Source organism: Vibrio tapetis subsp. tapetis (genome assembly GCF_900233005.1).
GTDB lineage: Bacteria > Pseudomonadota > Gammaproteobacteria > Enterobacterales > Vibrionaceae > Vibrio > Vibrio tapetis.
Window position 1 is genome coordinate 686,086 of sequence record NZ_LT960612.1, and the last position, 15,718, is coordinate 701,803.

The window sequence follows — 15,718 nt, forward strand, 5'->3', positions numbered from 1 at the left end:
AATTATTGTCTTTTTTGTTGGGGTTGCTGGCGCTGATATTACTCATCGAATCCACTCACATCCATGATCAAGTTCAGAAATGTATATATGTAACTCAATATGACCTCGCTACGCCTTATATTTGTGAGGCTGGTCAACTTATGGGGCATTGTAACGAATTTGTCTATTGCTATTTACACGATAATTGCCGATTTTGGTATGCATGCAGTGTTCTATCACGGAACGATATGTGATCAACCTTGCATTATTTGCAAAGAGAAGCGACGACGTAGTGAAAGAGAGTGGTGGTTATTAAACCGTCAACTGAACGGTTTGATGTGAAGAAAGTCACGCCCGGATATGAGTAATCCGGACTTTTTGTGATTCGACTCACTGAATGTGTTTCACCACCTCCTCTACGCCCTTACCTCTCCTCCTTGTCCTCCCTTGTTTTAGGAGGATGTTTCGCAAACTCTGTCCATGCAGGATATGGGTATTAAATGGATTACACCTTAAAGCGAGATTTCAAGATGAAGCCTACTGAACAACTGAAATTTGATAAAGAGCTGTTTAAGCGCTCGGTAAAAAAACACCTAGCGTCTACTTACGCTGTTAAAGTTGAAAATGCTGATAGTCGTGCATGGTATCTAGCAATGGGTCGTGCTCTTGCAGAGCTAACGACGTTTGATCTGTTAGAAACAGAGAACGATCCTAAAATCAAAAATGCGAAAAGCCTAAATTACCTATCACTCGAGTTTTTGATTGGCCGTCTTACCGGTAATAACCTCATCAGCATGGGTCTTTACGAGCAAATCACAGAGGCGATGGGTGAGTTAGATCAAAACCTAACCGACCTTTTGGAAGAAGAGCGTGACCCATCTTTGGGTAATGGTGGTTTAGGCCGTTTAGCTGCGTGTTTCATGGATTCATGTGCCGCGCAAGAATACCCAACAGTGGGTTACGGCTTGCATTACGAATACGGTTTGTTCAAGCAATCATTTAAAGAAGGTCACCAACAAGAAGCACCTGATGCATGGCGCGGTGTTGAGGGCTACCCTTGGGAAGTGGCTCGTCCTGAGCTTGCTCAAGAAATTGGCTTCTTTGGTCATGTTGAAGTGTACACAGAAAACGGCAAAGAAAAGCGTCGTTGGGTTCCTGGAATGCACGTACAAGGCATGCCTTGGGATTTACCTATCGTTGGTTACCAAAGCAACACAGTTTACCCATTACGCTTATGGGAATGTCGCGCTATCGCTCCTTTCTCTCTAGAAAGTTTTAACAATGGCGATTACTTCGAAGCGCAGCACGCACTCATCGATGCGGGTAACATCACCAAAGTTCTTTACCCGAACGATAACCACGAAAAAGGCAAAACACTTCGCCTTATGCAACAGTACTTCCATTCTGCAGCATCTGTTCGTGATATTTTGCGTCGCCACGAAGCGGCAGGCCACACACTGGCTGACCTACCTAAGCTTGAGACGATTCAGCTTAACGATACTCACCCGACGATCGCTCTTCCTGAATTGATGCGTATCCTTGTGGATGAAAGAGACCTGTCGTGGGATGCTGCATGGGAAATCTGTTCTCATACGTTTGCATACACTAACCACACATTGCTTCCTGAAGCGCTGGAAACATGGAGCGAGTCTTTGATTCAGCGCCTGCTTCCTCGTCATATGGAAATCATCTACCAAATCAACCACCTGTTCCTACAAGATGTACGTGCTAAGTGGCCTGGTGATGTAGCAAAACAACAGAAACTTTCTATCATCCAAGAAGGTTTCCACCGCATGGTTCGCATGGCTAACCTTTGTGTTGTGGGTTCGTACGCAGTAAACGGCGTAGCCGCATTGCACTCACAGCTGGTTAAGCGTGACTTGTTCCCTGAGTTCCACGAGCTTTATCCTACGCGTTTGCACAACGTCACCAATGGTATTACGCCACGTCGTTGGTTGAAGTTCTGTAACCCAGGCCTATCTGACCTTATTTCGGATAAGATCGGTACGCAGTGGCCGGGCAAACTTGAGCAGTTAGAAGAAATTGCTAAGTACGCAGAAGATAAGAAATTCCAAAAAGAATACATGGCTGTGAAGAAGGCGAATAAACAACGTCTGGCTGATTGGGTTCAAGAGAACATGGACATCGAACTCGATACCAATGCTATCTTTGATGTTCAAATCAAGCGTCTTCACGAGTACAAGCGTCAGCATCTAAACTTGCTGCACATCTTGTCTCTGTATCACCGTCTATTAAACGACCCTACGTTTGATATGGCGCCACGAGTTGTGTTCTTTGCTGCAAAAGCGGCACCGGGTTATCACCTAGCAAAAGAGATCATCTACGCAACGAACAAGATTGCAGAGAAAGTGAATAACGATCCTCGCATCGCTGGCAAGCTGAAAGTGGTCTTCGTTCCTGATTATCGTGTAAGCATGGCTGAAATCATCATTCCAGCAGCCGACGTTTCTGAGCAAATCTCTACAGCAGGTAAAGAAGCTTCAGGTACGGGTAACATGAAAATGGCGCTAAACGGTGCGCTTACTATCGGTACGATGGACGGTGCAAACGTAGAGATCCGTGAAGAAGTGGGTGACGACAATATCTACATCTTTGGCCTAGACGTTGACGGTGTTGAATCGGTGAAAGCGAACGGTTACAACCCGTTTGATTACTACAATGCGGATCACTTACTTAAGTCTTCTCTTGACCTATTACTTGGTGATGAGTTCACACCAGGCGAACCAGGTAAGCTGCGCGCAACCTACGACAGCCTACTAGATGGCGGTGACCCTTATCTTGTGCTTGCTGACTTCGCATCTTATGTGAAAGCGCACGAAGACATGGACGCACAATACCGTGACCAAGCGGGTTGGGCTAAGAAAGCAATTCTGAACACGGCACTCGTGGGCAAATTCAGCTCAGACCGTAGTATCCGTGATTACGTTAATAATATTTGGAAACTAGAAACGGTTAAGCGTTAAGTTTCCATAATTACACCCTACCAAGAAGGCGGGTTCATGCCCGCCTTCGGAGAGAGCGATGAAAAAGCAAACAGTATTAAAACAAGTCGCTGAAATGGCTCGTATCACCGACAGTTATGTTAGCGCATGGGGCGACGAAGCGTCCGTTTCTGATGACACCATTCGACACCTCCTTGCTGCACTCGGCTACGATACATCCAGTGACGAGTCACTATTAAAGTCTGCCGAGAGGAAGCATAAAAAGGATGTGCTACCGCCTGTGCTTGTATTACAAGATGATGCTCCCGTTCATGTGGAATTACATCTTGGAGCGAGTGCACGTGAAAGTGAATTCAGTTGGCGTTTAGAAACGGAACAAGGTGAAGTATTAGAGGGCTACCTGCAATCTCAAATCGTCAGAGACGAACGAGATCAGGGTGGTCCTTTGGTGTTTGCACTGCCAAGTGGGCTTTCTTGGGGTTATCACAAACTGATTGTTAGCCGTAAGCGTCGTAAAACACCTTATGAAATGACGTTAGTGATCGCACCTAAATCTTGCTACAAGCAAGAGCCTTTGCAATGTGGTAAAAAAATCTGGGGACCAAGCGTACAGCTCTATACCCTAAGAACGAACCATAACTGGGGTATCGGTGATTTTGGCGATTTAAAACAATTGGTTAGCGAGATCGCATCACGTGGTGGCGATTTTGTTGGTTTGAACCCAATTCACTCTCTTTTCCCTGCAAACCCTGAAGGGGCGAGCCCATATAGCCCGTCTTCTCGCCGTTGGTTAAATGTTTTATATATTGATGTGAGCTCGGTTTCAGAGTTTGCATTAAGTGCGAAGGCACAGCAGCTGGTTGGTAGCACTGCTTTTCAGCAACGATTGCAAAAAGCGCGTGACGCGCATTGGGTGAATTACACCGAAGTGTCGGCTCTAAAAATGAGCGTGTTACCGATGCTGTTTGAAGAATTTAAAACTCGCCATATCGCGAGCAAAACAGATCGCGCAGCTGACTTCCAAGCGTTTGTTAAAGCTGGAGGCGAAAGCTTACTTCAGCAAGCCTCTTTCGATGCTCTGCATGAATACCTTCATAACGAAGATGACCAAATTTGGGGCTGGCCGGTATTCCCAGAGAGTTACCGCAAGTTTGATAGCCCAGCCGTTAAGAAGTTTATTGAAAAAGAAAACGACAAAGTCCAACTGCACATGTATTTGCAGTGGTTAGCAGACGGTCAAATTAAAGAAGCGCAAGCTCTGGCTGAAGAAAAAGGCATGTGCATTGGTATCTACCGAGATCTTGCTGTAGGCGTTGCCGATTCAGGTTCAGAGACTTGGGCTGATAAAGACGATTTATGTCAGGATGTGAGCATCGGTGCTCCGCCAGATATTCTTGGTCCGTTAGGTCAAAACTGGGGTTTACCACCGCTTAACCCGCAGCAACTTCAAGTGACGGCTTATCAACCATATATTGATTTGCTACGTGCAAACATGAAGCATTGTGGCGCACTTCGAATTGACCACGTGTTGGGCTTATTACGCCTATGGTGGATACCAAAAGGTGAAGATGCAACGAAAGGGGCGTACATCTACTACCCAGTAGAAGATATGCTAGCGATTTTGGCTCTAGAGAGTCATCGCTACCGTTGTTCTGTGATCGGCGAAGACTTGGGTACCGTTCCTGATGAGATTGTCGAAATCTTGGCTGATGCGGGTGTGCACTCATACAAGGTCTTCTTCTTTGAAACAGCGGAAGATGGCGGTTATTACTCTCCAACTCATTACAAAGATCAGTCAATGACGGCTCTGTGTACGCACGATATGCCAACGTTACGTGGCTTCTGGCACTGTGAAGATTTGAAAACTGGACAAGAACTTGGGCTGTACCCAGATCCCGTTCAGCTTGAAGGCTTGTTTGATGATCGTCTTAAGTGTAAACAAGAAATCATTAACAGCGTAGCAGGCCACGGTTATTTGCCTGATGGCGTTGGACGTGACGCATCCTTGGTTCCGATGGACAAGCATTTGAGTGAAGCGTTGCAAGTTCATGTTGCTGCAGGTTCTAGTGCGCTACTGAGTATTCAATTAGAAGATTGGCTGCAAATGGATAAGCCGGTAAACATTCCGGGTACGGTGAACGAATACCCAAACTGGCGTCGTAAGTTGTCGATGAACTTGGACCAAGTCTTTGGTAATAGCGATGTGAACCATATTGCAGCTCGTATCACCGAAGTCCGTCGTAAAGCAAGTCAATAATGATGATAAAACAAAGTGGTATAAGGAGTTGCCTAATTTATGCAAGCACTTTCACTTTGTAAGAAGCATGGTAGACTGAGCACACTTTGTTGTGCGTTTATACGGTAAAGTCTCACCCTTAGGGGTGAATTAAGTGCTCGTCCTTTAAGGGCGGGCATTTTTCATAATAATGGAATATCAATCTTTGTTATTACATCGATTGAAATGAGAGATATCTCATATGTGTCAGGGGAAAAGGCATTGAATATAAAAACACAATCTACAAAAGCCTACACCCAACTTTCTCAGGCTGCCTTTGCAGAACCGTTCTCTTTTTTAGGCCCTTATTGTAAAAATGAAGGGGTTTTCTTAAGAGTATGGATGCCCGGGGCGGACAGTGTTCAGTTGGTGCTAGAAGATAACACACGCATTGCACTTGAGCGTGAAGATGCAAGCGGCTTTATATTAACGCAAGAGCACGATCTTACTTTTGCTCACTATCGCTTAGCGGTGAATTGGTCTGGGGATGAGCAAATCCTTGATGACCCTTATCAGTATCACGGCTTGTATGCCGAATACGATGATCTGCATGCACCAAAGCAGATGTACCATGAAATGGGCGCACAGTTCGTGACCATCGAAAGAGACGGTAAGTCTATCTCGGGTACGCGTTTCCTTGTGTATGCTCCGCATGCGACTGCTGCTAGCCTTATTGGTGATTTTAACCAGTGGGATGGTCGCCGCACGCCAATGCAGCGCTTGGATTACGGTATTTGGGGTATTTTCATCCCTGAACTTGCGGAAGGTGAATCGTACAAGTTTGAGCTTAAAGGGCCAAACGGTGAAGGCTTACCACATAAAGCCGATCCATGGGGTTTCCATGCAGAGCAATACCCATCTTTTTCCTCAGTAACTTACGATCATGCCCGTTATGATTGGCAAGATAGCCAATGGCAGAATCGCCCACTGAGTACCAAGACCAAAGAAGCCTTGTCTTTCTATGAACTGCATGCGGGTTCTTGGCGCCGTGATGAAAATGGCGACTTCCTAAATTACCGTGAATTGGCGGCTCAGCTGATCCCGTACTTGGTTGATCTCGGTTACACTCACATCGAGTTGATGCCAGTTTCCGAGCACCCATTCTACGGTTCTTGGGGCTACCAGCCTGTTGGTTTATTTGCGCCAACCAGCCGTTTTGGTTCACCTGATGACTTCAAGTATTTCGTTGATCAGTGTCACCAAGCGGGCCTTGGCGTAGTACTTGATTGGGTGCCTGCGCACTTCCCATCAGATGATCACGGCTTAGCTAACTTCGATGGTACGCCATTGTTCCATGATCCAGATCCACGCCGTGGCTGGCATCAAGATTGGAACTCATACATTTATGACATGGGCCGAGAGCACGTTCGCCGTTTCTTAGTCTCAAATGCTTTGTACTGGTTCGAGCAATTCCATATTGATGGTATTCGTGTGGATGCCGTTGCGTCTATGTTGTACCTCGATTATTCGCGTAGCCACGATCAATGGATTCCGAATGTCGATGGTGGCAATGAAAATCACGATGCGATTTGGACGCTAAAATGGATGAACGAAGAGGTGTATAAACACTTCCCGAACGCCATGACGATAGCAGAAGAATCGACGGCATTCCCTGGTGTTTCAGCCCCTACTTTCATGGGTGGTTTAGGCTTTGGCTTTAAGTGGAACATGGGCTGGATGCACGATAGCCTATCTTACATCCAAGAAGATCCCGTTCATCGTCAATATCACCATAATACGATTACTTTCCCATTGGTGTATGCGCACAGCGAAAACTACGTACTGTCGCTTTCTCATGATGAAGTGGTTTACGGCAAACGCTCTATTCATGAAAAGATGCCGGGTGATGAATGGCAACAAACGGCTAACCTTCGCGCTTACATGGGCTACATGTATGGGCAGCCGGGTAAGAAACTCAACTTCATGGGCGCAGAATTTGGCCAGACGGGTGAGTGGAACCATGATGACCAATTGCAGTGGTTCTTGACCGACTTTGACCGCCATAAAGGCCTTCAAACCCTGACTCGTGACCTTAACATGTTGTATCGCAATGAAGCCGCAATGCACGATCAAGACTGTGCACCTGCAGGTTTTGAGTGGCGCTTACAAGATGCAAGTGAAGCCAGTGTTCTGGCTCATGAGCGTATCAGTGAAGCCGGCGAGCGCGTGTTGGTTATTTCAAACTTCACGCCTGTTCCGCATGAAGCATTCCGTATGGGTGTTCCTAATGCTGGTCGCTATGAGTTGTTGCTTAATACCGATGCCGAAAATTATAACGGCAGTGGTTTTGAAGTGATAAGTACCGCTCAAACCGAAGCGATTGAGAGTGAAGGTTTAGCGCAGTCTCTGGCGTTAAAAATTCCGCCACTCGCGACGGTGTTTTATAAGTTAAAAGGCTAGTCTTCGCTTCATAGAATGACTAGGCTTATAACGTTGAAATAGAAATAAAACCCAGATTATTCTGGGTTTTTTTATAACTTTTGTTATCAATTAGAGGTTTATGTAACAAAATATGATTTAATCTAAGCTCAAGCAGCAAGTAATGGATTACGAGTTAGGCTACTTATGAAAGGTTTGTTTAGATTCATTGGTGTATTGTCGCTATTTTTTAGCATGTGTACATTTGCATTAGAATTGGAGTATGGGCGATATAATATCAACGCTCATCCACACGCAGACTGTATTGATACGGTGTGTGAAATTGTATTTGAAGAGAATTATGCCTCGACTCCCTTGGTGTTCTTCATGGATACCGTCAGTTTTCAAGACGAAACGGATTGCCCCTCGACCATTCGTATCTTAGACATTAACTCTACCCGAGTTCGCTTCCAACAAAAGTTCGCCCCAAGCTCCAGAGAGCCACCTGGAATGCAAAACTTACCCATGAAGGTGATCGATTACTTGGTGATCGAAAAGGGGGTTCATAATTTCTCAAGTGGTGTTCAGGTGTTGGCGGGAGACATCAGTACCAATAAGTTCCGAACCAAAATTGATATCGATATTAACCCTGGCGCGCCAGTCGTCCGTCCGCCCAATCGAAACCAGAGAGAAAGGGTGCAATATAGCCAATTTAATGGGCAAGGTTTCACGGGTTTTGGTTCCAAACCTGGGATTATCCATCAAGTACAAAGTGTAGCAAATGGCGAAAATTTCTGGTTAACCTCAACGGTATACGGAGTGAATAATAGCCGTTTTGATATTGCATTAGAACGCTCCGAGATCGATGGAAGAAAACCAAGAGATGAAAGAAGTTACCCCACTCAGAATGAGCGCATAGGCTATATTGCTGCGGTGGGTAGCGGAGAAAAAGACGACATTAAATTTAGTATTGAGACACAGCAAACGAAGAATTCATACAATACAGGGGACCCGGTTAGTACTGGCTGTGAAACTTACGCTGATTACGATAATGATTATGATGTCGTGCCGATTATTATCGCGTCCAAAAACACCCGTAGCGGTGGCGATGGCGGTTGGGTAAGGCGATGCCGCTTGGAAACCGCGAAATCAAGCTTTTTGGTTGACGAAGATCAGGACAACGATGCAGAGCGCATGCACATTGTGGAGACGCTGGGTTACATCATTTTTGAAGTCCCGTTTACGGTTAATCAGTGTACTCAATTTACAGGTGCCGCTCAGACTTGGGATACTGATGGTGAAATCGAGATAGAAAATAGCGCAAAAATTACAGGCTCAGTAGCGAATAACCGTTTAGGTTTTGCTGATGTTGACGCCCATAATAACAGTTGTGATACTGGCCAATGTGTCGCAGACCCAAGTTTAATGGTGCCGGATTATGGTTTCGCTTCTTTCACTCCGGGCCCTAATGACTATAGTAAGAGCTCTGGAAGTCATACGATCTCGCCGGGTCATTACGATAAAATTGAAATTTCAAACAGTGCCAAGGTAACGTTTGAACCCGGTGAATACTGGGCAGATGAAATCATTCTGAAAAATAACGCTGAGATCTTCATGCAAGGAGAAGTGACGCTTCATAGTAATGAGTTTAGCCAGCAAAACAGCTCCAAAGCTAACGAATTTGTCTTCAATGATCTTTTGACCCCTGGGATACCAAATAACTTAAAGATCATCGTTCATGGTGACGATGCTTTAGCGACATTTCAGAATAACGCCGTTATGCGTGGCTTTGTTATTTCAGAAGAAGATATCATTATGCAAAATAGTGCGAACCTGACAGGTGCTATTGCTTCGCTTGATGTTGAAATGAAAAATAACGCTAAATTACACGGTGATATCTCAAGTTGTAATGATGACGTAATACGGACCTTATCCATCAGCCCACCTTCGGGCACACAAGTTGTCAATCAAACCATTCCAATCACTTTTTCCATAGTCAATAGTCAAGGTGTTGTTGACAGTAATGCTTACGGTAACCTTAACCTTACTCAAACGGGTGGGACAAACGTCTGTTGGAAACCTTCAGAAAATGGTGCTTGTATTTCCGACCCATCGTCTGTTCCAATTTCTGCCGGAATGGGGACTTATTATTTGTTTGGTTCTGTACAAGCAACGGCAAACATTACAGCGACATGGGTTGAAAGGCCTGCGGTGAACGCCAGTGCTGGAGAATATAAATTTGAAATCAATGGGTTTGTTTTCGAACCAAGCCCACTCTTGATGATTGCAGGTCAAGAAACAACAGTGACGATAAAAGCGGTAGACAATGCTGGAATTGTCCTGCCATCTTATGAGGGCGCTAAAAGCCTGCAAGTATCAGCCACAGCAAAGGTTTTGCCTGCAACTGGAAATCTAAATGCTAGCCTTGTTTCTGGAAATGTAACGTTTACCGATGGTATCGCAACGGCGAAAGTAAAGTATTTTGATGCCGGAAAGGTGAGTGTAACGGTTGAAGAAACCGGCGGAGGGGTGACGGGTGATATGCAAGTACATTCTCGGCCACACACGTTTGCTATCTGTAACATCATGTCCAATGGGTTAAATAAGAGCTACAAAGGCACGGCGACGTCGGGAGATGGGTTTGCCAAAGCTGGGGAGACATTTAGCGTTACCGTTAAACCGCTTACTTGGCTTGGCGCGACGGCAGTGTCTACCGATAGCTCCTCAGATGGCAATAGTGATGCCATTACCGACTCCTTATGTTCTCATGCCACCACGCCTAATTATTATACTGTTGGGGGGCAATTTGCTCGAGTTCGCCTATCGCACGCCTTACATTCTCCAGCGGGAAAACAGCTCGGTGTCTTAAACCAAGTCAATGCGACCAACCAACTGTATAACTTCACTACAACAGGAGAGGCACAAAGCGGCTTGGTCATTTCAGGGCTCAGTTGGAATGAAGTTGGCAGTATATGGTTGCAAGCCGATTATGCCAATTATGTGTTAGGGGCGGTGAATCAAGGTGTTGCAGCGATTGGACGGTTTTATCCACACCATTTTGCCTTAAGTAGTGGTGTGGTGAATGAGGGGCAGAGTAATTTCACTTATATGAATCAAGGGTTTGGTACTCAGTTTCAAGTGTCGGCTCAGAGCCAAACGCAATTAACGGGTGGTGTGGCGAAAACGATCACAAAGAACTATGAATTTATGACCAATTATCAAATGGCCATTGAGTTAAAAGCGGTGGATGCCAGCAAACACTCTTCAGCCGTCAATGATCTTACTAGCCGAATTGATATGAGTGACATCTCAACGGTTGGTTGGAAGTCAGATTGGTCTGATGGCACGTTAGGGATCGCTTTGTCACTCCTTAAATTTGAGAGAGTTAAGACCTCTTCTATGCCAGTAAAAACCGTTCCAGATGGTCCGTATCGGGTGCTAATGGGGTTAGAAGTCAATTCCGGCGTGTTGGATTGCGATGAGAAAGGGTGTACTGCTTTCGATGAAACGGATGCGTATCGGAATGGTGGGAGTGGCGATAAACCAATAAAAGGTCTAACAGAAGAACTCGATATGCGCTACGGGCGCCTAGTTATGTCGGATGTTGGTGGAAATAGCGGCCGAGCGCTCACCGTGCCTTTAAAAGCTCAGCACTGGAACGGTAGCCGTTTTGTTACCAATACTCTTGATAACGGCAGTGCTTTTAACGGTGACAATTACTGTTTACAAAAAGTTTGGCCAAGTGCGGGCACGAGTGAGGCATCGCTTAACGGTAGCGGCAATGTGATAAATGGTCGCTCTAATCAATTGTCAGCGATACAAAGTACAGCGACCTCGGATGTGCGCGAACAAGTCAAACTCTGGTTACGCATCGGTACTGCTCCAACGGGTTTTGAAACTGGATTACAGTGTGAAGGCGTCGGTACTGGAAACCTTGATTACCTGCATTATAACTGGGATGGCCGTGGGGATGAAAACCCTAGAGCGACACTGACATTCGGGGTTTATCGTGGCAATGACAGAGTGATTTTTCGAGGTGAGCCGAGAGCATACTAATGACTCGTTTTTAAGTTGTATCAATAAGAGCAACGGACTTCAGATCTAGATTTCAAAGAGAGAACGTAAAAGTTAATTCTCTCTTTTCATGAACATACTCATAAATGGGCTAGTCTTATAAAAGGGATAGATAATTAGCCGCAGATTATAGTCTCATGAAACTAGCAACCAAGTTACTTAGCGCGTTATTGTTTCTAGTGAGCTTTTCAAGCTTAGCACTAGAGCTAGAGTATGGGCGCTACAATGTTAACTCCTTTCCACATGCTGATTGTATTTCTACGGTTTGCCAAATTGATTTTGAAGAAACATACGCGACAACGCCTGCTGTGTTTTTCATGGATACGGTCAGCTTTCAAAATGAGCAGGATGCGCCTTCAGCAATACGTATTTTAGATGTAACGACGAGTTACGTTAGGTTTGAGCAACAATACCCACCTGATTCCCGTGCGCCAAATAATATGGAACCGGTACCCATGACGGTAATCGATTACTTGGTTATTGAAAAAGGCGTACATGATTTCAATGGCGTTAAAGTACTGGTCGGTTCGGTGAATACGGCTCGTTATCGAACTCGGATCGGCAATTCTGATTCAAGTGGTAATCGCAATAATCGAGTTAGAGTGGATTATGCGACGGCCTCTTCGAATCAAATCACGTCATTTTCCAGTACTCCAGCGGTCTTGCATCAAGTTCAAACGGTCAATAACCCGGCTGATTTATGGCTTAGCACGGTTGTGCCGCGAGTGACGACCACTAACTTTGACGTTGCGTTAGAACGGCTAGAAATCGACGGAAGACAATCATTTGCTAATCGAGAATTCCCACAAATCGCTGAAGAAATCGCTTATCTCGCAGCAGTAGGAAGCGGCGAAAAAGATGAGTTCAAGTTCCAAATACGGAATCAGCAGACAACCAGTTCGTTGAACTCTAACCAACCTGTGACTCAGGGATGTGAAACCTTTGCAACTTATACTCAGCTTGATGTTGTCCCCGTGATCATTGGTAAGATGAACTCACGAGCGGGTAACAATGGTGGCTTTATACGTCGATGTCGATTAGAAACGGCGCGCTCTAGTTTTATGGTCGATGAAGATCAAGACTTTGACTCTGAGCGCCGTCATGTGGCCGAACGCATAGGTTTTATTCTTTTCGAAGTACCATTTGAAGTGAACCAATGTACTCAATTTACCGGGGCGGCTCAGACTTGGGATACTGACGGTGAAATGGTATTACAAGGAGATGCAACTATCACGGGGACAGTGCCAAACGGTCGTGTTGGTTTTGATATCCTGACCCAACCTAATTGGTTACCAACTTTCTGTGATGGTGTCACATGTGTTGCTGACCCTAGCCTGAAAGTTCCTTTATATGATTTTTCGGGGTTCACTTTTGGGGGCAGTTTCATAAATGCACAAAACGGGGATGTATTAGTACCTGGTCAATACAGTGAAATAAAGGTCACCGGAAATAAAACGGTAACCTTCTCTGCTGGCGATTATTTCATGGAAGACTTTATCGTCGGCGGAGGTGCTACCGTTTTAGTGAGTGGGGAAGTACGGATACACGCCAAAAAAATGGATATATCTGGAAATTCCAAAGTCAATTATAGCGAAAATGGGAATATTGCACTCCCAGATGCTCCCGATGTAACGACCACCCCTGAACAGCTTTACTTAATATCATATGGCATCGATTCGAATGTAGATTACCTCAATTTAAATAATAACAATTCGGTTGAGAATGGAGTGTATATAAGTGGTTCAGCCAAGGTTGGTGGTTTTGTTCTGTCGGAATCACTCACCGATATAAACGGCGGTTCAAGCATTGTTTATGGTGCGGTCGCTTCACTCTATTTAAAAATGTACGGCAGTGGAGAGCTGCATGGTGATATTTCTAGTTGTAATGACGCCACGCAACAGATGCAAATCAGCCCAACCTCGGGTTCTGAACTCATTGATAATGCTATCCCGATAACATTCTCCATTGTGAATAGTCAGGGTAATGTTGATACCAGCTTGTTTGGTAACTTTAATCTTACCCATGATGGCGGAGCAAATGTCTGTTGGAAGCCAAGCGCGGCCGGTGCGTGTTACACAGACTCAACCTCGTTGCCTTTTTCTGCTGGCATGGCCACTTATTATTTGTATTCTAGTGTCGAAGCCGAAGTGGATATCACGGCCACATGGGTTGAAAAGCCTGCAATTACTGCCAATGCCGGGCCTTATAAGTTCGAGAATAACGGCTATATCTTTGAACCAAGCCCCTTAGAAATGATTGCCGGTCAGAGTACGACTGCAACCATTAAAGCCGTAGACAATAATGGCGACGTTCTTACTTCTTATACCGGTGCTAAAACGCTACAACTCACCACGACGTCAAAAATCTTGCCTTCTTCTGGGTCAATGGATGCAACGCTTGAAACGCTCAACGTCACGTTTGTTGCGGGCGAATCTCAGGTTACAGTGAAATATCTCGATGCGGGAAAAGTTAGCCTTTCAATACAAGAAGCCAGTGATGGCTTTAAAGGCGATATGGTGGTGCATTCACGGCCACATACTTTTGCGATTTGCAATATTACCTCAACCGGGCTGAATCAAGGTTATGCAGGAACCGCAACGTCCGGTAATGGCTTTGCCAAAGCGGGTGAATCATTTAGTGTCACTATTAAGCCTGTAACCTGGCTTGGCTCGGCTATTTCTGGAGATAACTCTGGTGACGGTAATATTGACGAAATCGCTGACTTGCTGTGCTCAAAACCAACCACACCGAATTACTACACTTCGGGTGGGCAGTTTGCACGGGTTAAATTATCTCATGCATTACATACGCCTGCCGGAAAGCAGCTTGGTACATTGAATCACCTCAATACAAGTGATCAACATTATAATTTTACCAATACCAGCGAAGCGCAAAACGGCTTGACGGTTTCAGGATTAAGCTGGAATGAAGTGGGCAGTTTGTGGCTTCAGGCTGACTACGCCAATTATGCCTTGGGCGCTGTCGAGCAAGGTGTTGTGGTGATAGGGCGATTTTATCCTCATCATTTTGCCTTAAGCAGCGGTGTAGTAAATGAGGGGCAAAGTAATTTTACCTATATGAAGCAGGGGTTCGGTGCTCAGTTTGAAGTTGCAGCCCAAAGTGAAACCCAATTAGCGGGCGGCACCGTTAAGACGATTACTCAAAATTATGAGTTTGTATCCAACGTAATGGCGATAGAACTTAAAGCCGTGGATGCGAGTAAATCGTCGCCTTCTGTCAATGATCTTACTGGTCGAATCGATATGAGCACAATATCGGGCAGTGGTTGGGAGTCTGATTGGTCTGCTGGCACCTTGGGGATTCCTATCTCTATATTGAAATTTAATAGGGTAGAAGTGTCATCATCGCCATTAAAAACCATTCCAGATGGCCCATATCAGGTTCAAATGGGGTTAGAAGTGAGCGAAGGCTCAGTGAACTGTGTAACGCAAGGCTGTACCTACTTTGATAGTACCGATGAATACCGAAATGACGGGACGGGAGCAAAGGATCTTAAAGGAATAACCGAAGAATTAGATGTGCGTTATGGCCGTATGACCATGTCTGATATTGGCGGAAATAGCGGTGCAAACCTGATGATCCCGTTAAAAGCCGAATATTGGAATGGCAGTAATTTTGTTACCAACACATTGGATAGTGGTAGTGCGTTCAACAGCGATAACTTCTGTCGCCTAAGAATATGGCCAACGTCGGGATCAACCGCGGTGACGATGACAGGAGCGGGCAGTGTGCTGGTAGGTGATTCGGACGATTTGGTTGCTGTACAAAACCAAGCGACCAATGATGTACGAGAACAAGTGAAGCTCTGGCTGCGGATTGGCGCTGCCCCTGCAGGTTTTGAAAGCGGGCAAACGTGCGCAGGTGTGACGACTGGCGGTCTTGAGTACTTGCATTACAACTGGGACGGTCGTGGTGATGAAAACCCAAGAGCGACCGTAACGTTTGGGGTATATCGCGGCAACGATAGGGTTATATACCGTGGTGAACCAAGGATGAACTAGCGATCGGCAAACACGAAGAGGGTAGCAAAACGTTGATCCCAACAAGC

General features: G+C 45.5%; 5 protein-coding genes. All 5 read left to right on the forward strand.

Going from position 1 to position 15,718, the window contains the following annotated elements; genetic code table 11:
* The first annotated feature begins 509 nt into the window (after positions 1–509).
* The 5 genes from VTAP4600_RS20195 (at position 510) to VTAP4600_RS20215 (ending at position 15,671) form a co-directional block, all read left to right on the forward strand.
* The gene (locus VTAP4600_RS20195) at positions 510–2,963 is read left to right on the forward strand and encodes a glycogen/starch/alpha-glucan phosphorylase (protein ID WP_102525459.1); all 2,454 of its coding nucleotides are present in this window, start codon (positions 510–512) and stop codon (positions 2,961–2,963) included.
* A 58-nt stretch (positions 2,964–3,021) separates the two neighbouring features.
* Positions 3,022–5,199: a 4-alpha-glucanotransferase gene (gene malQ, locus VTAP4600_RS20200; protein WP_102524575.1), complete on the forward strand. Its 2,178-nt coding sequence runs from the start codon at positions 3,022–3,024 to the stop codon at positions 5,197–5,199.
* Between the two features lie 240 nt (positions 5,200–5,439).
* Positions 5,440–7,617 (forward strand): 1,4-alpha-glucan branching protein GlgB, encoded by a 2,178-nt coding sequence (gene glgB / locus VTAP4600_RS20205; protein ID WP_231897980.1) that lies wholly within the window; start codon positions 5,440–5,442, stop codon positions 7,615–7,617.
* A gap of 165 nt (positions 7,618–7,782) precedes the next feature.
* Complete coding sequence (locus VTAP4600_RS20210) at positions 7,783–11,631, forward strand: DUF6701 domain-containing protein (RefSeq protein WP_102524577.1); 3,849 nt, start codon at positions 7,783–7,785, stop codon at positions 11,629–11,631.
* Positions 11,632–11,786: 155 nt separating this feature from the next.
* Positions 11,787–15,671, forward strand: coding sequence for a DUF6701 domain-containing protein (locus VTAP4600_RS20215; RefSeq protein ID WP_102524578.1), 3,885 nt, complete (start codon positions 11,787–11,789; stop codon positions 15,669–15,671).
* The last annotated feature ends 47 nt before the right edge of the window (positions 15,672–15,718 follow it).